This window comes from Nonlabens tegetincola (genome assembly GCF_002117085.1).
Classification (GTDB): Bacteria; Bacteroidota; Bacteroidia; order Flavobacteriales; family Flavobacteriaceae; genus Nonlabens; species Nonlabens tegetincola.
This window is the reverse complement of record NZ_CP019342.1, coordinates 1,166,376-1,189,713: the sequence shown is the minus strand read 5'-3', so window position 1 is coordinate 1,189,713 and position 23,338 is coordinate 1,166,376. Positions and strand designations below refer to the sequence as shown.

Annotated in this window: 27 protein-coding genes and 1 pseudogene; 2 read left to right on the top strand and 26 right to left on the bottom strand. The window is 32.9% G+C overall.

Annotated elements, in window-relative coordinates; translation table 11 throughout:
* Window positions 1–48: 48 nt before the first annotated feature.
* From BST91_RS05655 to BST91_RS05615, 10 genes and pseudogenes are all read right to left on the bottom strand, one after another.
* Complete coding sequence (locus tag BST91_RS05655) at window positions 49–780, bottom strand: hypothetical protein (protein ID WP_085774784.1); 732 nt, start codon at window positions 778–780, stop codon at window positions 49–51.
* A gap of 197 nt (window positions 781–977) precedes the next feature.
* Window positions 978–1,511: a hypothetical protein gene (locus BST91_RS05650; RefSeq protein ID WP_085774783.1), complete on the bottom strand. Its 534-nt coding sequence runs from the start codon at window positions 1,509–1,511 to the stop codon at window positions 978–980.
* A 242-nt stretch (window positions 1,512–1,753) separates the two neighbouring features.
* A complete protein-coding gene (locus BST91_RS05645) occupies window positions 1,754–2,134 on the bottom strand; it encodes a hypothetical protein (RefSeq protein ID WP_157546902.1) in 381 nt (126 codons plus the stop codon).
* Between the two features lie 274 nt (window positions 2,135–2,408).
* A complete protein-coding gene (locus BST91_RS05640) occupies window positions 2,409–2,732 on the bottom strand; it encodes a hypothetical protein (RefSeq protein ID WP_085774781.1) in 324 nt (107 codons plus the stop codon).
* Window positions 2,733–2,740: 8 nt separating this feature from the next.
* Window positions 2,741–2,980 carry a DUF6794 domain-containing protein gene (locus BST91_RS13535; protein WP_394335652.1) on the bottom strand — a complete coding sequence of 80 codons (240 nt, stop codon included), beginning with the start codon at window positions 2,978–2,980 and terminating at the stop codon, window positions 2,741–2,743.
* A 309-nt stretch (window positions 2,981–3,289) separates the two neighbouring features.
* Window positions 3,290–3,952: a hypothetical protein gene (locus tag BST91_RS05635; RefSeq protein WP_085774780.1), complete on the bottom strand. Its 663-nt coding sequence runs from the start codon at window positions 3,950–3,952 to the stop codon at window positions 3,290–3,292.
* 522 nt (window positions 3,953–4,474) lie between these two features.
* The gene (locus BST91_RS05630) at window positions 4,475–4,789 is read right to left on the bottom strand and encodes a hypothetical protein (protein ID WP_042279129.1); all 315 of its coding nucleotides are present in this window, start codon (window positions 4,787–4,789) and stop codon (window positions 4,475–4,477) included.
* Window positions 4,790–5,166 (bottom strand): annotated as a pseudogene (locus BST91_RS05625) (DUF4844 domain-containing protein).
* A 265-nt stretch (window positions 5,167–5,431) separates the two neighbouring features.
* Window positions 5,432–5,944 (bottom strand): SMI1/KNR4 family protein, encoded by a 513-nt coding sequence (locus BST91_RS05620; protein WP_085774779.1) that lies wholly within the window; start codon window positions 5,942–5,944, stop codon window positions 5,432–5,434.
* 248 nt (window positions 5,945–6,192) lie between these two features.
* Entirely contained in the window at window positions 6,193–6,579 is a 387-nt protein-coding gene (locus tag BST91_RS05615; RefSeq protein WP_085774778.1) for a winged helix-turn-helix transcriptional regulator, read from the bottom strand.
* A 106-nt stretch (window positions 6,580–6,685) separates the two neighbouring features.
* On the opposite strand from BST91_RS05615, the gene BST91_RS05610 reads away from it, so the two are divergent.
* Entirely contained in the window at window positions 6,686–7,267 is a 582-nt protein-coding gene (locus tag BST91_RS05610; protein WP_085774777.1) for an NAD(P)H-dependent oxidoreductase, read from the top strand.
* Window positions 7,268–7,277: 10 nt separating this feature from the next.
* Complete coding sequence (locus BST91_RS05605) at window positions 7,278–7,796, top strand: redoxin domain-containing protein (protein ID WP_085774776.1); 519 nt, start codon at window positions 7,278–7,280, stop codon at window positions 7,794–7,796.
* 153 nt (window positions 7,797–7,949) lie between these two features.
* Here BST91_RS05605 and lepB read toward each other — a convergent pair whose 3' ends face one another.
* The 16 genes from lepB to BST91_RS05525 all read right to left on the bottom strand — a co-directional run bounded on the left by lepB (window position 7,950) and on the right by BST91_RS05525 (window position 22,993).
* Window positions 7,950–8,618 (bottom strand): signal peptidase I, encoded by a 669-nt coding sequence (gene lepB / locus BST91_RS05600; protein WP_085774775.1) that lies wholly within the window; start codon window positions 8,616–8,618, stop codon window positions 7,950–7,952.
* A gap of 206 nt (window positions 8,619–8,824) precedes the next feature.
* On the bottom strand, window positions 8,825–9,661 hold the full coding sequence (locus BST91_RS05595; RefSeq protein ID WP_085774774.1) for a VOC family protein: 837 nt from the start codon (window positions 9,659–9,661) through the stop codon (window positions 8,825–8,827).
* Window positions 9,662–9,830: 169 nt separating this feature from the next.
* A complete protein-coding gene (locus BST91_RS05590; RefSeq protein WP_317043074.1) occupies window positions 9,831–10,211 on the bottom strand; it encodes a VOC family protein in 381 nt (126 codons plus the stop codon).
* A gap of 187 nt (window positions 10,212–10,398) precedes the next feature.
* On the bottom strand, window positions 10,399–10,914 hold the full coding sequence (locus BST91_RS05585; RefSeq protein ID WP_085774773.1) for a hypothetical protein: 516 nt from the start codon (window positions 10,912–10,914) through the stop codon (window positions 10,399–10,401).
* Window positions 10,915–10,917: 3 nt separating this feature from the next.
* Window positions 10,918–11,829 carry a helix-turn-helix domain-containing protein gene (locus BST91_RS05580; protein ID WP_085774772.1) on the bottom strand — a complete coding sequence of 304 codons (912 nt, stop codon included), beginning with the start codon at window positions 11,827–11,829 and terminating at the stop codon, window positions 10,918–10,920.
* A 9-nt stretch (window positions 11,830–11,838) separates the two neighbouring features.
* Window positions 11,839–12,789 (bottom strand): SDR family oxidoreductase, encoded by a 951-nt coding sequence (locus BST91_RS05575; protein ID WP_085774771.1) that lies wholly within the window; start codon window positions 12,787–12,789, stop codon window positions 11,839–11,841.
* Window positions 12,790–13,085: 296 nt separating this feature from the next.
* Complete coding sequence (locus BST91_RS05570) at window positions 13,086–13,766, bottom strand: VOC family protein (protein WP_157546901.1); 681 nt, start codon at window positions 13,764–13,766, stop codon at window positions 13,086–13,088.
* A 144-nt stretch (window positions 13,767–13,910) separates the two neighbouring features.
* The gene (locus BST91_RS05565; RefSeq protein ID WP_085774769.1) at window positions 13,911–14,402 is read right to left on the bottom strand and encodes a hypothetical protein; all 492 of its coding nucleotides are present in this window, start codon (window positions 14,400–14,402) and stop codon (window positions 13,911–13,913) included.
* A gap of 154 nt (window positions 14,403–14,556) precedes the next feature.
* A complete protein-coding gene (locus tag BST91_RS05560) occupies window positions 14,557–15,090 on the bottom strand; it encodes a DUF4279 domain-containing protein (RefSeq protein WP_085774768.1) in 534 nt (177 codons plus the stop codon).
* Between the two features lie 181 nt (window positions 15,091–15,271).
* Window positions 15,272–15,715 carry a hypothetical protein gene (locus BST91_RS05555; RefSeq protein WP_244895694.1) on the bottom strand — a complete coding sequence of 148 codons (444 nt, stop codon included), beginning with the start codon at window positions 15,713–15,715 and terminating at the stop codon, window positions 15,272–15,274.
* Between the two features lie 684 nt (window positions 15,716–16,399).
* Window positions 16,400–17,359: a hypothetical protein gene (locus BST91_RS05550; protein WP_085774766.1), complete on the bottom strand. Its 960-nt coding sequence runs from the start codon at window positions 17,357–17,359 to the stop codon at window positions 16,400–16,402.
* Between the two features lie 351 nt (window positions 17,360–17,710).
* A complete protein-coding gene (locus BST91_RS05545; RefSeq protein WP_085774765.1) occupies window positions 17,711–19,789 on the bottom strand; it encodes a M48 family metalloprotease in 2,079 nt (692 codons plus the stop codon).
* Between the two features lie 265 nt (window positions 19,790–20,054).
* Entirely contained in the window at window positions 20,055–20,441 is a 387-nt protein-coding gene (locus tag BST91_RS05540) for a hypothetical protein (protein ID WP_085774764.1), read from the bottom strand.
* A gap of 593 nt (window positions 20,442–21,034) precedes the next feature.
* Entirely contained in the window at window positions 21,035–21,517 is a 483-nt protein-coding gene (locus tag BST91_RS05535; RefSeq protein ID WP_085774763.1) for a hypothetical protein, read from the bottom strand.
* 144 nt (window positions 21,518–21,661) lie between these two features.
* The gene (locus BST91_RS05530) at window positions 21,662–22,324 is read right to left on the bottom strand and encodes a hypothetical protein (protein WP_085774762.1); all 663 of its coding nucleotides are present in this window, start codon (window positions 22,322–22,324) and stop codon (window positions 21,662–21,664) included.
* Window positions 22,325–22,471: 147 nt separating this feature from the next.
* Window positions 22,472–22,993 (bottom strand): hypothetical protein, encoded by a 522-nt coding sequence (locus tag BST91_RS05525; RefSeq protein ID WP_085774761.1) that lies wholly within the window; start codon window positions 22,991–22,993, stop codon window positions 22,472–22,474.
* Between the last annotated feature and the right edge of the window lie 345 nt (window positions 22,994–23,338).

The following is a 23,338-nucleotide window of genomic DNA, read 5'->3' as shown; positions in this document are numbered from 1 at the left end:
ATCAAAAAAACACTTGGTTTTTAGCTTAGTTCATGGTTAGCTGCTGGCTTAATCGGTATGTATTTCAATCAATTTTTTGAATTCAGTATTATATGAATATATGCATCCCATACAATTTGAAATCGTTGAGTTTCTTGTTTTCAATCGCTCAATTATTTGACGTTGCTCTTCATTTACTACCCCAAGTTGTATAAGACCAATTGTGCCTAAAACTTGAAGTTCTGGTGAAAATGCGGTCAACCATTTATTCAAACTCTTAATGTCTTTTCGCTTAACATATTTCATCATTTTGGAAGATTCATCTGAAATATAATTTCCACTATAACCGCAACCAAAGCCTACTACATATTCAGCCAATATTTGAGTTTTTAATTCCTTTTCAGTTAATTGAGAATTATAAAGTGAATTATGTATTTTAATGTATGATTTAATTTTGTTTTCCGCAGGTTTAATTTCCTCTGTGTGTTTTATCCTTTCGTTATAAGAGTCAAATTTCGAAATCCACCCAAACATTACTTTTCCGTTTTTGCTAACGAAGTTTATTTTAATATAATCATCGATAGTTATTCGATTTTGTTGATATCCACGATCTACCGGTCTTTTAAACTCATAGTAAACTAAAAACGCGTTCATCTTTTTAAGATATTTCGACGTTATCAAACTGTCAAATTCTTGAACCGTTTCGTAAGCAGATATCTTTTGCTTTAACTCCTCAAATTCGAGCTGAGCGTAAGCAGTATTGACTAATATTATAAGTAAAAAGGTTAATGTTTTTCTCATAAGTTTTTGAAGCTTGCAGGTAACACGCACAGGTTATGGCGAGTTCACGCAGAATGCTCAGCATTCTAGAGTGTACGGTAGCTGCTGGTTTGGTTAGTACTTAGTTTTCTCAAATATACTTAATTAGAAAATACATAGCAGGCATTTTCGGATGAGCAACAACCGAGCAATTGCGTATAGCCAGTGTTGTAGGAAATTTATTTCCGCTCCAGTTTAAGAGTTCTATATCTTTTATCAATTCCGTAGCGTCTCTTCGCACTCGCTTTTTTCAATTCCTTTAGGATATAGTTTTGTAAATCGATGTCTGTGAATATTTCATCATAATTTTTTGAGGTGACAAAAATCTTCTTATTTTCAATTATGATGTAAAAATTTTGAAATTGTTTTTCAGCCTCTTTTGTCAAATAATTTACATCATAAAGTATTTCTCCTGTTTTGACAATAACAATACTGTCTGTGCTTATTTTCAACTCTGAACCACTTAAATCCGTTGAAAGAGAAAACAATCCGGATTTTTTTGTATTTGGGTTTCCTCTTACAATAAATTTTCCATTGATGTTCTTATAATTCAGAGTGTCTGAGTTACCAAAACATCCATTAATTTCTGAATAAGATAAGATAGTGTCATTTATAACAGTTATTGTTCGCCGATAATTTTTAGATTTATAGATTTTTGGGCTTTGGTATATACCAAAGAATATTGCCAGTAAGCTTAGTAAAAACGACTTCATTTATAGATTTTGCTCAAATGTATTTTTTTTAGCTATCAGAATTAATAATGACTTAGGGAACTATGATTATCAATTAGTAAATATTGGCTTTTGTTGTGTTTAAAATTGCCTACAACGTACTCGTGTATGACTCGTACCGACTTTGAAGTAGGAGTGAGTTACTCAAAATTTATAAAAATTAAAGATATATAAATGTTAGTGTATTCAGAGGTATGAGTAATAGACCTTGTTATAGGTAGTAATTATTTAAACCTCTCAAAATGGTACTCTCGTGTTGATGTATGACCATTTATCTTACTTTTAGAGTATAATTTCATTTTATTCCGTTTTATCCTCCCTTTGTAAACAACAATTCCATTCTCGGATGAAGACTTAAAAAATATGCTATCATTTTTTATAGTAAAGGTACCTTTTGAAATATCTTCTTTTTCTTTATTAAACCATTTTTTTAAATGGTGCGGTTCACCAGATGAAGAAACTGTTAGAACAACTGAGTCTTTGTAAAACCTAACATAATGGTAATAACCTTCTTTCTTTGTTGTTTGATAAACTCCATTATCACGAATCGTTCTGCAACTCAAGGTAACTAAGGCCAATAAAAAGAGTAATATGTATTTATTCAAAGTAATTTATTTCGTTCGATTATTAACTACAACACGCACAGGTTATGGCGAGATCACGCAGAATGTTAAGCCTTCTAAAGTGTACGGTAGCTGTTGGTTTAGTTAGTATTTTGTTTTCTCAAATATATTGAATTCCATACTAATAAAGTAGCAGTGAGGATTGAGAAAATGAGCCTATTGAATAGTGAAATCAGGATTGCTTTATTATCCAGATTATGCTAGAAACTAATCGAAAAAACGCTTGGTTTTTTGCTTAGTTCATTGAAAGCTAGAGTTATTTTCGTTCACTTGGAATAAGAACTACGCTGTAAGGACTTTCTTGAATTGTATCTCCAACTTTCTGATTCAATTTAAATCCATCTTTTGGTTTTTCAACTTGGATAATCTCCACGTATAAACTACGTTCTTTCAAGTTTATAACTCGACCGGTGTATTCCACATCAGTACTAGCACTGCTACTTTTACTATATCTTTTCCAAGCTGAAGTCGTTCCGATAACCAATCTTCCATTAGCATATAGCTTAAAATAATCTTTTTCTTCTTCTCTGTATTTTTCTATAGGCTTATTTCGTTCGTCCCAAGCAAATGCAGTATCCATATTCTTTTTTAGTAATTTTTCATATTTTTAAAATACTTGGTTTGTTCTCGAAATTTTAATGGTTGGTTATTCAGATGTCTGTGATATGTTGTACGAATTATTTCGCTCATATGATATGGGGATGACACTCCATTCAGCTTAAAGTATAGTTTTAGAAGCCTTTTTTTGCCCTTGATATTGTGCCCATTAGGTGTGTGTAAACCGAACGACCAATCGTATTTAAAGGTTGCAACTTGTTCTGGTGCGATTTTGAAGTCATACTTCGTCGTATCATTCAGTTCATTATCTAATTGATAAATAATTTTCTTATTCCGAATGGTAATTTACTTGAAGAGCAAGAAATAATGAAAACCGATAAAAATAATAGAAAGAGTTTTTTCATAATTCTAGCTAATACGCACAGGTTATGGCGATTTCACGCAGAATGCTTCGCCTTCTAGAGTGTACGGTAGTTGTTGGTTTGGTTCGTATATTGTTTTCTCAAAGATACTTAATTAGAAAATACGTAGCAGGCATTTTCGTATGAGCAAGAACCAAGCAATTGCGTATAGCCCGTGTTACCACACGTTTTTATTAAGTTCAATAAATTTATGTTCGATGTTTTCTTTGTGAAATGTTTTCGCAAAAATCGTGTCTCCGACTTTTCTTTGAATGACATAAGGTACGTCTCCGTACATAAAGAGGATGTCGTAACCGCTAAATTCAATTCGTTGCCATGGTGCACTAAATTGTACACTCGACTTTCTTAGAACTTCAAAGTTTTCCTTAAAATAAATGGTATCAGTAAAATGATTATTACTCCAAACATATTGCTTTCCTGAAATGTCGATGTTCTCGGAACGTTTAGCTATTTCAGATAATTTTCTATAAACATGGAAATTATCACTATTAGGCGACCTTAATACAAGAGAGTCTCCACCAACGGTTTGGATATCATAAATTTCGCTTGGGTCTTCCTCCGTCCAGTCTTCGTTAAAAACGATTTGTTCGGAAAACATTCCTTGATTTCCATATCGTGTCTCTTCACCATAGTTAAGCGATACTCCTTTAGCAACCCATTCCTCATTTTCGAAGGATATTAAGTTTTCTTCAGAAAAGTAGTATTCTCGGTCATCATTAGTAGAGTATTCTCCAATCCAAACATTGTCTTTTAGCTCATCATTACGACACGAAATAAATATAAAACCAATGGTAATTAATATGTAAGATGCTTTTCTCAAATGTGTGGTAACGGTAAAGTTTATGGCCCGTAGCGTGCAAAAAGGTACGGACTTTTCGAATAAGAACTGAGCGGAATTTTATATATTGTTATTAATTTTTCTATTATAAAAAGCCAAATTAAAAATTTGGCGGACTTTCTAAATGTACATAAACCTTTAGATTAAGTACTTATTAGCTATGTTTTATACACCGTGTTGTGGTGCGTTTTTTTCCATTGAGGTTGTCATTTTTGAAGTGTCAGAATAGTATTCACTATCGCATTCATCACATATTTTAATTGTTCTGTTCATTCGTAATGCACCACAACACGCACAGGTTATGGCGAGTTCACGCAGAATGCTAGGCCTTCTAAAGTGTACGGTAGCTGTTGGTTTGGTTAGTTATTCGTTTTCTCAAATATACTTAAATCAATACGAATAAAGTAGGAGTGAGGACTGAGAAAACAAGCATAATGAATAGTGATATCAAGATTGTGTTAGGATCCAAATTATGCTAGAAATTAATCAAAAAAACACTTGGTTTTAGCTTAGTTCATTGTTGGCTACAGTTTTTAATTTCGATATGATAGTTATTCCCAATTCAAGGAATGCATTACTCCAGCTTAATTCATATTTCTGCGCATATAACAATACTTGGTTAGGCCAACCTTGATTTGAGCCATTAATATTGTGTTCAGATTCAAGGTAATCCTTTAGCAATGAAGTGAAGGCCTTTTTATCTGTACCAGCTTCAAATCCGTGAATAAATGAAGTTATTGTGTTTTTATGAATTGGATTTATCCACATAGAAGTTCTATTAATGAATAATTCTAGTGTTTCAATTTCTTTATTAGTCATTTAGTTCTTTTTGATCAATTCATTTGGGTCAAAACCGTACAAAAATTTATTCAATAGTCCATTTGAGCTTTTTAGTTCGACAATATCCATTAGCTCCTCAATGTATGTGCAGACTCTTTCTCGGTCTTCTGTGTCCAACTCCATATAAACGTCCGAGAACCTTGAAAGTCCAATTCTAATTTTTCTTGATATTTTTCGTCAGTCGGATTATCAGATTCCGCAAGAATTTTAAATTCAGACGCAACTTGGTTTATTTTTTCCGTATTAATTGGGCGCATTTTTTCGTCAGCAATTCCTGGAAAATGTTTTTCAGCTAAGAACTTTTCCTTTGCAATAAATTCTGCAAACTTTTCATTCGCATTTATAGGTGTTTTCATTTCATCCGAACTTCGTCCGCAAGCAGAAAGTGTTAGTATAATTATTAAAATTTGAATAGATTTCGACATTTTTCAAATTGTATACAACACGCACAGGTTATGGCGAGTTCACGCAGAAAGCTCTGCCTTCTAAAGTGTACGGTAGTAGTAGGTTAGGTTAGTATTTTGTTTTCTCAAATATACCTAAATAGAAGAAAATATAGTAGGCATTTTCGGATGAGCAAGAACCGTGCAATATTGTTTAGCCAGTGTTGTGCATAGTTTTTTATTCCGTTTCAAGTTGTTCATTTATAAATTCCAATACGTCATTAAAATAACTTTCCAAATTTTCGTGTTCTTCTTCTCCAGGATGCCAATTTGCAAACTTCCAGTATTTCCATTTTCCACTTTTCAAGTCAGATGGGATTAATAAAAAGTATTGCTCTTCATTTATTCCGCCAACAAGGATACTTTTTTCCAGTTCCTTTCCAATATTTTCAATTCCATCAATGCTGTAAGCTTCAATTATGTGACTATCAACGTTTTTTAAATAGTCAATTTTGCCAGTTGGCTCAAAAGTCGGCTCTATATTATTTGGTGCAGAAAATCCGTTTGTTAAAGACAAGAATTCTTTAAAGTCAGCTGGAAATTCAATTCCAAGTCTTTTTTCGGTTAGTTTTATTTCAGTTTCAGATGCTGGTTTAGTTCCCAACCATTTATTTTCAGTCTGCTCTTGAGTAAACTCAAAATCAGCTAACTCAATTGCTTTCTCTGATATTTGTTTTAAAAGACTGTTCATTTTCAAATTAACCACAACACGCACAGGTTATGGCGAGTTCACGCAGTATGCTAGGCCTTCTATAGTGTACGGTGGCTGTTGGTTTGGTTAGCATTTTGTTTTCTCAAATATAGCCAATCACAAGTAATTTAATGGGTGTGAGGATTGAGAAAATAAGCCTATTGAATAGTGATATCAGGATTGTGTTATGCACTGTAATTCAAAAGTTCAATGAAATTAAAAAGTGTTATAATGAGTTGTATTTTATCTCAATTCTCTGTTATAGCCTGACTTTTTTCATTCTCTATGATTCTACATTGTTCAAAGTCCATTTCGGGATACGACTCATTTGCCCAATCGCTTAACATTTTTAAAACAGGTAAAAGTCCAACCGCTTTTTCAGTCAATGAATATTCAACTCTTGGCGGAATTTCAGCAAAAGACTTTCTTAATAGTAATCCATCATTTTCCAATTCTTTCAATTGGTTCGTAAGGACCTTTTTTGAAATTGTTGGAATTAGTGTATTGAGCATTCCAAATCGCATAGATCCATTTGATAATAAATATATGATAATCGGTTTCCATTTATTACCAATTATGTTCATCGTATGAACTAGGGAACAAGCATTTGGATTGTCTATATATTTTCTAGCCATTAGTTACTTTTTGGTTACCACATATTTATTCAAATAGAGGTACAATAGTTTCTAAATTAAACCATTATTAGTTTCTTTGTGAAACAAATGTAATTAAAAATTTAAAATGAAAAATATTTTTATAATCAACGGACATCAAAAATATCCATTTTCAGAAGGAAAATTAAACGCTGCTTTAATTGAAAAAGCGGAAAGCTACTTTAAGAGCAATGGTTACAATATCAAGAAGACCACAATGGCAGATGATTATGATGTCAATGAAGAAATTGAAAAATTCAAATGGGCAGATGTAGTCTTTTTTCAAACACCATTGAACTGGATGAGCGTAAGTTGGTCGTTTAAAAAATACATTGATGAAGTATTTTCCATGGGTATGATGGGCGAAATGTCTGATGGTGATGGTAGAAGTAAAGAAGCGCCAAAGAAGAATTACGGACTAGGAGGAAAGCTAAAGGGAAAGTATATGATATCAGTAACAGCAAATGCACCAAAAGAAGCTTTTAATAATCCAGATGAAACATTTTTTAATGGAATAAGTGAAGATGATCTTTTAAAACCAATGCATCTTAATTTCAAATGGTTTGGTCTTGAAGCATTACCCACATTTATGGCATATGATGTAATGAAAAATCCAGAAATAGAGAATGATTTTAATCGTTTTGAAAATCATTTGAAGGCAAACTTTTAACGTATTTAATATGAGTAGACCAACTCCAAAAAGTAAAGCCCCAGAATTACGGTTTTCATTATTAGATGGAAATCAATGGAATTTGGCAGATCAAAATCCTGAAAACTTTACGTTACTAGTATTCTATCGAGGATTGCATTGTCCTTTATGTAAAAAGTATTTGCAACAATTACAAGAGTTGTTACCCCAATTTGAGCAACGAGGCGTTAACGTCGTAGCTGTAAGTATGGATACCGAAAAGAGAGCTCTTCTTTCTCAACAAAAATGGGAATTATCTAATCTTACTTTGGGCTATGGTTTATCTGAAAAATCAGCAAGGAATTGGGCTTTGTATTTAAGTGCATCTGTAAAAGATGGTGAACCAAGTCAGTTTAGTGAACCAGGGCTATTTTTAATTGATAGTAAAAATGAAGTTTATTATTCAGCAATAAACAGTAATCCTTGGGGAAGACCTTATTTGCCTTCTTTTGTAAAAGCGGTTGATTATATTGTTCAGTCAGGCTATCCTGCGAGAGGTGAAATGCTTTAGTTCAGCTTATAGGTAATGTTAGATATAACCGTTAGATACGGGATAAATTAGCAGGTATTTTCGGATAAAGTACAGACGTCAGTAATTACCGAGTGGATTCGGACTAAGTCGGAATCCACCGTAATTGCTGTTATACATTGTTGTACGGCTTTTTTATTTCAATATTAATTTTCCTTTCAGATTTTTAGTTGGTACTAATCCCAAAAATCTTGAATCCATACTATAATTTCTATTATCACCAAGAACAAAAAAATAATCTTTAGGAATAATTAAAGGACCGAAATTGTCTTCATTCCACTCTTTTTTGTAAATCTTTTGAATTTCATTGTCAATTTCCATTTTGTAAAATCGATTTACAACTGCAAATTTTTTAGCCTCTTTTTCGGTTAGTTGAATGATAATAGAATCTTTATTTATTGGATAATAATTATATTCATTAATCTCAATTTTTTCTTTTATCTCATTTAGTTTGTTGAAACTTGTTTTATAAGAGTGTTTTAATTTCAAATTTTGGTCAACGTTCGTTCCATTTACAAAAAGAACTCCATTTTTTATTAGAATAGTATCATTTTCGATTCCACATAGTCTATGAGTCCAAGTCCCATTAGCAATTTCATTTTCAGTTGGTTCATAAAGAATGAAATCAAATCGTTTAGGTTTGATTAGGTTTGTTCCGAAAACCCAATCGCCAACATTTAGAGTTGGTTCATTACTGGATGAAGTAATGCTGAAGTTTTGCAAAATTCCAGTCCACTTTCCGATTTTAAAAATCAATAAGATAGTAACTAAAATAATAAGAATGATTTTGAAAATTTTCTTCATTTCTCAAATGACGTACAACACACACAGCTTATCGCGAGTTCACGCAGAATGCTTTGCCTTCTAAAGTGTACGGTATCTGTTGGTTTAGTTAGTGTTTTGTTTTCTCAAATATAACTAAAACCATTAAAAATGGATTAGGATAGTTAAAAGTAGGAGAGTAGCTATAACATTATTCATCGCCAGATCTTAAACTCCTTTTTAAATAGTTATAAATAGATGATTAGCGGTAATTCAGGCCTTAAATCAAACGACTTCTTCTGTAATTGATTATCAAAATATAACTCCATTAAGTGCTCCTTACCTTTTTGAACAGTTACGTTTTCAATTCCATTAATCGCTTTCATTGTTTTAGTTTCCTTGTTCAAGTCTGTAGAAGTAATATTTATTCGAGTTATTTTTTGCGCACCATTGGGATGATTATAAAAATCTCTAACAAAAGAATATTCTTCTGGAATCTTTTTCAAATCAGACATAGTCGCAAAACTATCAGATTCAATTTCTGGATAAACAACAAATATAGAAGGCTCTTCTAGGTTTAGCTTAGAGTTGCTTGCAGCATAGATATACGCATCTTCCTTCATCCAATCTTGATGGTATCTAACTTTTTCAAAAGGTATTTTCTCGGTATTATAATCTTTCATTTTTAGCGCCATACTAAATGGAGATGCTCCATTTTCTTTAAAGCTAGCACGTTCTACGAAATCTAGTTTTTTATTTTTCTGACTGTTTTTTACTAGTTCGTTTTGATCATGAACAAAAATTAATTCGAGGTATGCATTGAGAAAATAGAAATACCTACCTGAAGTTCCTTGCCCTTCGTGTATTTGTGAAAGTGAGTCTGGAACTGAAGTAAATCCAATTTCGGTTAATTTTTCTTTTGCTTTTAATGGATCATTCACCCAAATATTGACATGATCCACGTCTAAACCTGTTGTAACAGTTACATCTAGTTTAGGTGTGTTCAGGTGAATTTTCTCTTCCTTTTGACAAGAGGATAGTCCTACTAGCAAGGATAGAAGTATGATGTAATTTACTAGATTCATTATCCCAGGTTTAAAAATGTTTCAAGTAGTTTTAAAATTAATGTAGAATACTATGAAGAATAGAGGATAAGGCAGCTATTTAATTTTCTTTATTACTATTAATTTGATGGTTCTGTATTATCTGAAATCATATCGTTCACCCATTAATTTTTTTCTGTGTGAACTATTATTAAACATCATTATTCAGTTCAATCCAATATCCATTAGGGTCTTGAAAATAAACCTGTTTAATTCCATCTTGACGTACATAAATGTTACCAGGAACATCCTTCCAATCAGAGTATTCAATATTTAAGTTTTCTAAACTGGATACTACGTCCTCGATGTCAGGAGTAGATAAAGCAAAATGTACTGCCTTATTTAATTTTATCTCAGATTTTGGACGTGGAATAAGGTGAAGCTGCTTTCCTTGATTAAGTGAAAGCCATCTTGTGCTAGAGTTAGATGCAGTATTCTCAATTTCTTCAAGCTGAAGTACTCTTTGATAAAATTGAACCGATTCATCAACATCTTTAACAGAAAGCGCTATATGATTAAAAGTAAAGGTCATTATTTTGATAAAGGAATTATTATTATTTGATAATTTGATATGCAATTCATTAAGTTATGTTTTACATAAGTGCGATGCTATATCTTTAGCGCCTATCATTTGGAATGAAAGATACTTAAATTTAATAAAAAAGCGGTTTGAGTTTCATCTCAAACCGCTTTTTATACATATCATTATGATAAGTAGTTTACCTTTTCATTTCCTTATCAAAATCTAACAATTTCAACTTTTTGTTATAATACTCAATTCTTGAATAAGCACTGCCATCAATTAATAATATGACTATTAGCATCGCAATTGTTGTAATACTAATGGCTCTCCAAGTTGGCGTATTAACAAACAGTATTACTAATGCTGCTATGATAATTAAAATTGGAATGACTCTAAATACAACTGAATATTCTTTTAAGGTATTTTCAGTGCGCTCTATTTCTGACTGGTAAAAAGCAGATGCATCAGAATTATAGAATTCTTCAAACTGTTTCACTCGTTGTATATTGGTGTAGTTAAGACCGCTACCTATTATTAGCAGTAATATTCCTGCTACTAATGAAGGAAGGATATAAGCTCTGGCTAGGTCAGTTTTTCCTAATTGCCAAAAAGCGACACTTGCAATTAAAAAACCAATAGCAAATAGAATGAAAAAACGTGTTGAAAACACCTCTGCTTTAGCCCATTCAGTGGCTAACTTTAATAGTTCCATGGTTTAATTAAGTTTATATTTTTCTCTGTATTCAGTAGGACTTATTCCTTCTTTCTTTTTGAACAGTCTTGAAAAATAGGCTGGATATTCAAAACCTAAATCGTAAGCCACTTCAGATACAGTTTTGTTGGGTTGCAGTAAAATGTTTTTTGCTTCATCGATTAGAAATAGGTGTAAATGTTCGGTAGTGGTTTTGCCCGTTTCCTTCTTAAGCGTATCACTTAAATAGCGTTGTGAAACAGACAATTTATCTGCAATCTGTTCTATATTGGGAATACCATTTTCTTGTAGCTTTCCCGATTCAAAGTATGAGTTCAAATAATGATTAAACTGCTCCAGCAAATTATTGGATAATTCTTTACGATTTATAAATTGCCTTTCATAAAAACGATTGGCGTATTTAAGCAAGGTGTCCAATTGTGAAATGATGATTTCTTTACTAAACTCGTCTTGATTGTTTTGATACTCAATCTCAATATTCTCAACAATAGATTCAATTTGCTTTTCTTCTTTGGGTGAAAGGTGCAAGGCTTCATTTACGGTATATGAAAAGAAGCCATATTTTTTTATTTGTTGAGCTAGTTCAGTTCCTTTCAGAAAATCCTCGTGAAAATTTATGGAAAAACCATTTGGCTCAAATGCTACATTTTTATCCCATTGCATGACTTGTCTGGGCGCAATAAAGATCAAAGCACCATTAGTAAAATCATATTTTGTACGTCCATAGTTCAAATCTCCTTTTACATATTTTTTAAAACTTATGGAGTAACAATCATTTGTAATCGGTGGAGAACTTTCTTTTGAACAAACCGGAAAACCATTGCCCTTTGAGTTAAATACACACAACATAGGATGCTCTGGACTTGGAAAGCCTAAATAATCTAAATACGAGGATAATGTATTAAAATGTTGCATTTTACAAATTTAGATATTCCATTTTACACCAGTTTCCTTTTCTGACAGCTCCCATAACTTTTTAGCTACAGCTTTATCTTTGGCATGTGGTTTTATTGGGTGTTCACCTACAGGACCTACCCAATTACTTCTACCTGTTGGTCCATAAAAACCGCTTTGGTCTAAATTTGGTTCTGTTGCACACATTAATTGCGGATACGCACCTTTCTCGGCAGATTGTGTTAGTGGGGATAATTTCATCAGATTAAAGATGAATTTCATCATAAAACTACCACTTGTATTTATCAAGTTGGTTCTCGAAGAACCAGGATGGCACGCATAGGCTTTGACATCTGTTTTTCCTGCTACTTTCAATCTATCTTGTAATTCGTACATTGACATTATTTGAGCTAATTTGCTTTGACTGTAGGCAGTATTTGGATTATAACCCTTATCCCAATTTAAATCGTCAAAATTGATTGTTTTGATACCCATATCATAGCCCATGCTTCCAACGGTTACAATGCGTCCTTTAGATTTCTCAATTAGCGGAAATAATAAGGCTTGTAACGTCCAATTTCCAAAGTAATTGGTTCCCATTTGACTTTCCCAACCGTCTACAGTTAGTGTTTGTTTGGGCACTTGGGCAATGGCAGCGTTACAAATAAGTGCCTCTATTTGAGGTGCTGTTTTTAGAACCTCTTCAGCTGCCTTTTTAACAGAATCTTGTATTGAAAGGTCCATTTGAATGTTGGATACATTAATTTCATTACCTAATTCCTGTTTCAATGTCGTGATAGTGTCATCTGCCTTCTTCAGATTGCGATTAAGCATGATCACTTGCGCTCCTTTTGATAGTAATATTCTCGTTGCCTCATTGCCCGTTCCACTTGTTGTACCTGTAACAACAAATATTTTATCCTTTAAATCACCTATTCTATCTGGTGTCCACCCTTTTTTACCGAATTGATTTGTTCCCATTCTTGCCTATTTTTTGTTTTGAAAATTATTCGACAAAGGTCAAGTGCTAGCGGTCTTATTTCCTTATACGGATTTTCAAATGTTATATACTTTTTGGTCGATTTTACTCACTATAAAGAATATGCGTACTGTGAATTAAAGGAAGTGTCTAGTTATCTGGAGTTTATGGTTGAATTTTTCATTTAAGCTTTCGCGAAAGCGTACCCATAACAAGCAATTTAATTTGTGTAGTATGTATGAATGAGCTTAAAGAACTAAGGGAGAAAGGTTGAAGAAGGACTTTTCACCCCATTTTTTTAAAGGCAAGGAGTTGTTATTATTTTTTCGTTTTTATACTGAAGATGGTATTCTTTTTCCTTGTTAACAATTACCGCTTCAAATGATTCAGGTTTAATTTTAAGGGATGTTGGAAACCAACTATTTTTAACCTGGTAGTTGGGCAAAAGGAATATGCCTTCTTGAGAACCATTAGTTCCAAATCGATCCATGTCTCCTTTCCAGTTTTCCGTTTGTAGTTCAGTTTTAAGTTGGTCACTTGTTTTTTTAATATGAGTTGTGGGCATTCCTATTTCATTAATGCCTAGAACTTTAGAACTATCAAATTCATCAAGATCATGGTTATTTAAATCATGTCTGGCAATGAATTCGGCTATATTACCACTTGCATCATAAAAGTAAAACGAGTCTGCATTCCAGGTTTCAAAGTTTTGAGTTTTTCTACCCTTTTCAATAGTCAAAATATCAGTTCTTTTTTCCATCCATTTTAAAGCCTGATGTAACTTATTTGACGGAATCAAAAAGCAATAATGGTAAGTACACTTTCTTTCTGTTTTTTCAAATGCTAACTCACTCCAGCCGACCTTTACAGAAAAGTAATTCGTATTTTGCTCTATAATTTGAAACCCTAATGTCTCTGAGTAAAATTTTAATTCTGATTCCAATTTATGGGTATAAAGCTTTAATTTTTTAAATCTCATAACTTGTTTTAATCGGTTGTTTAATCAGGCACGGTGGTTGTGACTACTATTTAAGTACCTTTTAATGCACTATCAATGTTGTTTTATCACGATCTTTCCCATTACGCAAAAATTTAGATGAGATCAAATTTGACATAATTGCGGTTATACATTGTCGTACAACGTTTTTTTATTTTCTTTTAATACGTCAGATTTTCTCTCCATTGAAATTATTCTACCATTCTTAATTTCGGTTCTAATTCCAATATTTTTCTTGAAAATACCGAAATAGTTGTATTCCTTTTCACTAATTACTACGGTGTCAAAGTCCTTATTATTATCTATAATCTCAACTACACTTAATTTTAATTTTATTTCATTAAGCTTATCGACTTTCTTTATTTCATTTTTTGAATAAGTCGTTTCAAGGTATTCAATAATTTTAGTTAAATGGCCATTCAAGTTTTCAATTAATTCATTGTAGGCTTCTATTTGCTTTTCTGTAATGCCCAGTCCATTTTTTGGGAAATACAGGTCAAAAAAATTACCATTTTCATCATAATTGACTTCTGAAAAGTAGAACGAATTGACTAATTGAAATTCTCTCTCAACTTTCGTGCGATTTAGTTTTTCAGATATTTTAATTCTATTTCTCAATTGTGATTATACATTATTGTAAGTAGTGCTTTTTTCAAAGTATAGATTTTAATTCATTTCCATAAACATATTGGTCAATTCCAATTCCTAGATTTAGTTCACTCATTTTTTTGATAATTCCAGCATCGAATACAATTCCCTTGTTACCATCGATTTACAGACTACTGCAAACAGAAATATAGGTTTCCGCTTTTTCAGTCAGTTTTTTTATTCCATTTTTATCTTTTTCGAATTCTTTTAACAGTATTTTCAGTTTCTGTTCAAGTTCATAAGCTTGACTTTTAGTTGGTTCAAACGAAATTCGGCTAAAAGTATGTTTGCTTTTTCCATTTTTTCTCAAGTCATTTTTATTACATCCTGTCAATGGGCGTAGTTTTGTCAAATCCGAAAGTTCGTTATGTGTTAAATGTTCAGAAGTAGCTGTCAAATAAACTCGCTGTCCATTTTCAGTTCCAACTCCGTTAATTTCTCCATTTTTCTTGTTTAGATGAACAACTAAAAAGAATAATTCGTCTTGAATTGGAAAATAAACTGCATATGTTGTATCGAAAGATTCCAAATCAATTCTTTCTACCTTTGGTCTATTATTTTCTAATTCGACAGAGTGAACTTCAAGATATTGTTTTGTAGTTTCAAATGTCGGATTTTCAATCTCCGAAATAGCTTTCTTAATTAGTTCCTCTTTCAATATCAGTGCGGTTTTGTGGCATTACCTACAACGGTCTAGTATAACCGTCAGTTACGAGTTTAAAGTTATTGTTTTTCGGTTTAGCACTGACGTTAGCAATTCCGAGTGGATTCGGACGTAGTCGAATCCGCTGTAATTGCGGTTATACATTGTTGCCAGTAGTTTTTTTAATATTTTCTTCTCATAAGTTAACTTTTTCAGTCCAGTATTCAACCGCTTTTTTTAAGTCAGTTTTTCTTTTCTTTTTTGTTCCAGTTTTAAACTCATTCGGTAAGCTGAATAAGAAATGTGAATTTTTATCCCAATCTTTACTTTTTTCGCTTTCTGTCTTTGGTTCTATTCTTGTCATCCAAAAACGTAAATTTTCAATGTAGATTTCTTTTTTCTCACTTAGAAAATCTATCAAAGTAGATTTATCCTTTGGAATGTAACCTGGTCCAGTACAACCGCAAGAATGAAAAGTGATTCCAGTTTCATATAGGTCTTTCATATGATTCCACGCTTTCAAGTCAGACTTTTTAGGCGATTCAAAGTCAAGCCCCATATTTGCTGTCAATCCTCCGCATTCTGGACATTTGTGAGATTGCTTTTCCCAATCTTTAAAGTCTCTGTCAATATCAACCATTAATTTCCTTATAAATGTTTTTTTACATTCAAAGCAAGCGTAATGTGGTTTATATGCATTAATTCCGTATCGGCACATTTTGGTTCAAATTGCACCTAACACGCACAGGTTATGGCGAGTTCACGCAGAATGCTTCACCTTCTATCGTGTACGGTAGCCATTTTTGCGTCCGACGAGTGCGCTTTTATGAAAGCGGCATGAGAGGAATGCACAAATTTGCTATAACCGAAGTTGTGGACGGTACCAGTAACGCTGGTTAGTGTTTATTTGTTTAGGTTATAAATATAGTTAGATAAAAGCAAATTACAGCGACTTGTCTCCGACGAGCAAACGCAGTTTGCGAGAGGAAGACACGCGTGGTTTTAACCTATAAGTTCAGGAGAGAATTGAGCGCCAGCGAAATGGCATGAACGACCGTAGGTATCGTCCAGCAACGGTTCGGCTATGATTTCGTTGCGGAAAAATCGGCAGAATTTTTTCCTGCCGTTACCGAAAGATAGCAAAATTGCTGTTAAATTTCGATTAAGAATTCAACAGCAATGGGCTATACACGGTGTTGTCAATAGGTTTTTCTAATACACAACTTAAGTCATAGTTAAAGTTTTATAACTTCCATTTTTTTGCTATTTCAAATTTTCATATTCATCCGAATTCGATGATTATCTAATTCTCACCTTTATTTATTTAATTAGCTATATTTTGAATTAACGTTGTTAATTCTTGGGTAGTTCCATAATCTAAATCAATATTAAAAACATCATCACCTAAAACCGTAACAGGTAGACTTCCAAACTTTAAATAATTATCTTCATCTACGCTTATAGCGATTAGTGTTGCGTTTAGACCTGTTGGTATTGAATTCTCGTATGTTGACAGGGCTGTTCTAGTATCATTTAATGAGCTAATCATAATTACAGATGGAAAATCTTCAATCACCATCCAAACGGTAGTTTCTGAATAATCTGTAACGTCAGATACGCTAACCTCAAACTGTGTTGGTGTGTCGCCTGCCATGTCATATAAAACATCGCAATTTGCAAATCCTTGATCCAAACCTGAAATGAAAAATATCCCATTACCTAAATCAGCTTGTGAGTTTGTCACTAATTCCCAGTCCACCATTTCTCTATTATCCACGATACTGGATTCTCCTTTATAGTATTGCATTTGGTTTTCATAGCCTGTTATATCTGTCTGTACAGGTATTTGAGCTTGAATAGCCCAAGGATTTACATTTATACTAGAGCCATTTTCGTCTTCAAAAGTCAAACTAAAACTTCCACCAGTCACTAAAATTTGATTATTAGAACTTGTTTGAACATTAGCTAATATCATATCTTCAAGAGTTAAATGTTCTCTTAATTTGACTGTTACTGGTGTTCCTATTAGATTGTTATTATCATCAGTAAATGCGTTTGCATTTATTGATATAATCGTTCCATCTGCTCCAGTTACCGTTTCATCAGTTGTAGGGTCTATTGTAAAGGTTTGTGCACTTGGTTTTAATGCTTGTATTAAAACATCCATGGACGAGTACGTGTCTGCATTGATTACTTCTGAGTTGTCATCATTGTTTTCACAATTAAATAATAAAAGTGAAAGCACTATGAAAGTTATTAGTGATGTGATGTTGATTTTTTTCATAATTAGTTGATATTTATTTTTAACAAGATGTGTAAAATGTAGAAAGGTTGCGCGAAATACTATAAAAGACCTTATTTTACATTAAATAACAACATATAAGAACTGTTCAAGCTTGTTGGTAACACGCACGATTATGGCAAGTTCAAGCAGAGTACGTAGCATTCTAAAGTGTACGGTAGCCATTCTTGCATCCTACGAGTGCGCTTTCGTGAAAGCGGAATGAGAGAAATGCACGCGTGGTTCTAACCTATAAGTTCAGGAGAGAATTGAGCGCTAGCGAAATGGCCTGAACGACCGTAGGTATCGTCCAGCAACGGTTTTGGCTATGGTGTAGTAGCATCCCGTAGGGTGCTATGCACTATACAGGTTGTTGTGTGTGGTTTTTAAAATTTCCTTTTGATAATCCAATAATCGCTTTTTCAATAAAAAATACCCTCTTGATAAAACAAAAGCATAATTATTCATTGCTGTAAATATGATTTTTAGATTATTGTCAAAGTATTTATCATTACCGAAATATTGCCATTGTTTCGAAAGATATAATTCAAAATTATCTTTGATCTCTTTCGTTATTACTGTTTGATACCTATTGTCCGATAACAATTCTTTAATGCCATTTTTTAATTTTACTTCAATTGGTTTGATTCTTGCGAAATTTGAACGAATCTGATCAAAAGGAGTCGTCAACTCTACAAATTGCAATTCATTTGAAAGTTTTATGTAAGGTTCGTATTTGGTACCGAATTCTTTATCAAAATCGAAAAAATCTCTATAAAGATTTTCCAATTCAGGAGTGTCAATAGCTTTTTGTTCGATTCGTTTAAAAAAGCTAAATATTCTAATGTCGTTTTGCTTGATTTGATCATTTATCAATTTCAGTTCTTTATCAAGATTCTCTATTAGTTCTTTACTATCTTTCTGTTTGTACTTTTGTCCATCGTAGTCAAATGTTTTAATTGGAATTGCTTTTTCAGCAATTTGCTTAATAGTCTCAATGTCATCTTGTAGGGCTATTGCAGTATAAACTAAATCAACCATGTCGTCAGAGAATATTTCATCTATTCCCACTAATTCTTTAATTGATTTTGCAGCATTTATATCAAACAGAATAGGATTCTTATTGTCATAATAACCATTGTATATCTTAGAAAATGAGTTTTTTGAAAACTCATTTCTGTATTCATTTTTGAACTCTTCAAATGGAATAGAAATCGGTTCTCCTTGATATTGAACATTGTTGAAAATCTTATTGGTAAGTTCTTTTTGAGTTTTAATAATGTTCTTGAAAACCTTAGATGCAGGAATGAATTCTGTCTCTTGAGAAGACATTCCTGTTTTTTCTAACATCTCTATCCTATCTTCAGTACTTGGGTGTGAAGCCCATTGATCTTTAATTACTAATTTGGATTTATTGAATTTGTTTAATTCCTCATATGTAACCTTAGGGAGACTATTTTCAATTTTTATATTACTGTCTTCAGCAAGAAAATTCATTACAAATAAGTGTTCTTTATATAAATTCTCGCTTTTTTGATTTGAATTAATTTTTCCGTCATAAAAGGACAAAACATAATTGAAAGAATGGTCTGCTATTGACATTCTAAGTAAAGAATTCTTTAATGGTTCAAACCCAGTTACGCTAGCAGCAATTTCATCTGCATGAAATTCCATTTCTCTTGACAAACCCATATAGCTTTTGTTTACTATTTCATAAACTAGCCTTAAAATCGACTGAACTCCTTCTATAATTTTTACAGCCAAAACAACAAAAATTGAAAAATAGCCACTTACATTAGCCCAGCTTTGAATTAGCCTATCGTAGGATTCATTATCGTAAAGTAGATTGTAAATTACTTGATTTACATTATAAACATAGCTTCCTACTTTCATTGTTTTTTGAGAAAAATGGCCAAACTCATGACTCAAAATTGCTGTTAATTCTGCTTTAGATACTACGTTCACAAGTCCCAGTCCTATTTGGAGATTCTTTTTTACAGGCAAGAACATACTCCAAAAACTAGAGTCATAGAAAACTGCTGCATTCACATCAGTTGATAGATAAACTTTTTTAGGAAATGTTGTACCAACCTGGTTCACTATATTTTTAATAAGATCAAAAAGTTCAGGTTCATCTTCTTTAGTAATTTCGAAGAGGTGAGATCGATCAACTTTGTGTGATTTAAATATAAACTTTAGTAAAAAGATTAAAACAAGCACACCTAAACTTGCTAATCCAATTCCCAATGCTATTGTGATGAACATTGGTCGGATAGCTATTAACATAATACCTCCATAGATGCATAAAGAAGTTAAACCAACAGCCAAGACTAACATTAGGACATAAGTCAAAATGAAAAATATAATAGACATTATCGCTTTGGTAGTTTGAGCCTTAAACTCTGATGAGATTTTAATTTCTTTTTTCGTCATTGATTCATTTCTTAATCACACACAACACGCGCAGGTAATGAAGAGTTCGCGCAGTATTCTTAGCTTTCTATCGTGTAAGGAAGTTGTAGTTTGGTTAGTTATTCGTTTTCCCAAATATATTGAATTCCATACTAATAAAGTAGGAGTGAGGATTGAGAAAATGAGCCTTTTTTATAGTGAAATCAGGATTGTTTTATGATCCAAAATATGCTAGAAACTTATCAAAAAAACACTTGGTATTTAGTTTATTTCTATGTTGCTGACGTTAATGTTGTTCAAGCCAGAAGTCATTGACAATTTCTTTGTCGTCTAACTTCACAACCAAAAAATTAGGATCAATTAAAGACCAACCAGCAGCATATAACATTAAAGTATCTGGTTGAGAATTTTCAGCGTACCAATTATTCCAATGGTCTAACATTTCTTCTCTAATTTCTTTTGATTTGCCAACTGTCGAAATAATGTCTAAAGAATCAGGGACTTTTATATTGGCAGGTAATCTAAGTTCAATTCCGTCTTTATAAGGATTTCCAAGTAGTTCTATAATGTCAGATTTTGTCATACCTTTTTCAAGATGATTTTCAATTAAATCATCAATCATACCTGCTCGTGGATTTTGAGAGAGTCCATTTCCAACTTCGGAATTTTCCAACCATATTTTTTGGTCGAACTGCGAGAAATATTTATTTGATTTATCTGAACAAGACAGAAAGCATACAAGGAACACTAAAGTAAGTAAAATAAGAGTATGTTTTTTCATAATGATTGCCAAAACGCACAGGTTATGTCGAGTTCACGCAGAATGCGCAGCATTCTAGAGTGTACGGTAGCCATTCTTGCATCCGACGAGTACGCTTTCGCGAAAGCGGCATGAGAGGAATGCACCAATTTGCTATAACCGAAGTTGTGGATGGTACCAGTAACGCTGGTTAGTGTTTAATTATTTAGCTTATAAATATAGTTAGATAAAAGCAAATTACAGCGACTTGTCTTCGACGAGCAAACACAAATTGTGAGAGGAAGACACGAGTGAAACTAACCTATAAGTTCATGAGAGAATTGAGCACTAGCGAAATGGCCTGAACGACCGTAGGTATCGTTCAGCAACGGTCTGGGCTATGGTTTCGTTACGGAATGGTACACGAGTATCATTCCGCCGTAACCATAAATTTAGCAAAAAGGCCTGAAATTCCGATTAGGAATTTCAGCCGTAATGAACTATAGCCGTTTTTGCTCACAGTTATTTTATTCGGTTCGTTTGTAATTCAGTCCAGTTTTTATTCCGCTTATTGTTAGCAGAATTATTAAAATTAGTTGGATGATTAATAAAATGTAATAAGCATTATTCCATCCATTTCCAGCATTTTCAATAATTCCGCCACTCAAAGGTGGATATTCAGTCGAGCTTGGAATTTCTCGTATAGAGTTTACCAAGGAAATTAGAAATGTGAAAATCAAAATCAGAGTTATGTCTGAAACCATAAAAATCAGATTTGCGGTCAAGTTTTTAAAATTCCGACCTAACATTCGGATTAGGTAAACACCAAAGAAAATCAGCGTAACCATTGGAATAATCAGATGAATGTTTGCAATTACGTAATATGTGTCGTGAATATTAATATCAGTTACTGAATCAGATCTGAGTCCGCTTATTCCGAAAATCCAGAGTATTAAAATCAGCACAAAACTTAATGTTCCAATTAGCCAAAATTTTTCTCTTTTCTTCAATTTTTAAATTCAGATTGCGGGTTTTGGGACATTATGCACAACGGTTTCGGCTATGAACAGTTGCGTGTTTTAGCAACTAATTTAGCAAATACAAACCGAATAGGAAATCCTCACGGATTTTCACAAGTAGGCGAGAACAAGCAATTACTTGTGGCCATTGTTGTAGTGCGTTTTTATTTTATTCATTAAGTCATTATACGAATAATTTGTATTCGAATGTATCACTTTTTCAATTCTTTTTGGCTCAATTTTTTTGAATAACAGAACTTCATAGTCCTCGAAAACAAATTCCATAAAATCAGGGTTGTCAAAAAAGTCCTTTTCAGCTTTTTTAGGGTTCGATTTTATCAATTTTAATCCAGATGCCAATATTTTTTTGTCGTCCGATTTATAAATTCCATCTTTATCTAAATAATTGGAATTGTCTACCGTATTTCCTATTCGCCAAATAATTGTTTTTCTATAATCTTCTATTAAACCGGAAAGATTATTAAAAACTGAATGAGGATTATCTCTCAATATTTCGGATAATGAATATCTCCTTTTTTCAATTGTATTCAGTTCGTCATCGTGTTTTTGATAAGTGTCAATACACCAATGAGAATGAACCAACGGAAAGTCAGATTCGTTTAGTTCAAAGACGATTCCGATGTATTCTTTGTCATTTAATAGAAAATCAAGCCACCAACGATTCAGGTTTTTAAAAGGTGTAAGAATCGAGCAGGAAACCCAAGTGTCAGAAATTAGAATTCCATTTTCTAAAATCTGACTTTTATTCTCTTTTGGTGTCCAATGTATTACTTTCATTTGTTTGTTTTCAAATGCACTACAACGGTCTCGGCTATGTTTTCGTTGCGGAAAAATCCGCAGGATTCTTTCCGGCGTAGCCGAAAGATAGCAAAATTGCGGTGAATTCCGATTAGGAATTTCAGCCGTAATGAATTATAGCCGTTGTTAGCAGCTGTTTTTTCTTGTTTGTATTTCTAGTTCGCAATTGATTCCAGCGTTATTCAAATCAGTCGCAATTTCTTCTAATTTGGTATAATTATCGTTCCAAGATTTGAGTTCAGATAGGATTATTTTTCCATCACTGTTTATCATTTTCAGCAATTCAGGTGTTGAACGGTTAAGTATAGATTTCAGTTTCGAAATGTTATTCTTTGAATAGGGAATTTCTAAATACCAATGATCCTCAAGATTCAGTAATTTATTCTCAAAATGATGAATCCAATCTACTCCTGGTGCTGAACCTTCGAATTCTGCAATTTCTCCATCTTTACTAATCAATAGTCGTCCAGCTCCAACGAAAATTGTTCTTCGATTTCTATTCAAATTTTCCTCAGATTTTTTGCACCATGATAGCGAAAAGCAATGATTATATTCTTTAATACTCTTTTCTAAAACAATCATTTCCTCTTCAAATTCACAATTATTATTTATCCAATAATTCGCTTTTTCGATAATTTTAGAATTCATTCGTTTTTGTTACAAATTGCTGCTAACACGCACAGGTTATGGCGAGTTCACGCAGAAAGCTTCGCCTTCTAGAGTGTACGGTAGCCATTCTTGCATCCGACGAGTGCGCTTTTTTAAAAGCGGCAGGAGAGGAATGCACAAATTTGCTATAACCGAAGTTGTGGACGGTACCAGTAACGCTGGTTAGTGTTTAGTTAATTAGGTTATAAATATAGTTAGATAAAAGCAAATTACAGCGTATGCTGTGCGTGTTGCTGGACGGTAAGTTCAGGAGAGAATTGAGCGCTAGCGAAATGGCCTGAACGACCGTAGGTATCGTCCAGCAACGGTCTCGTATAACCGTCA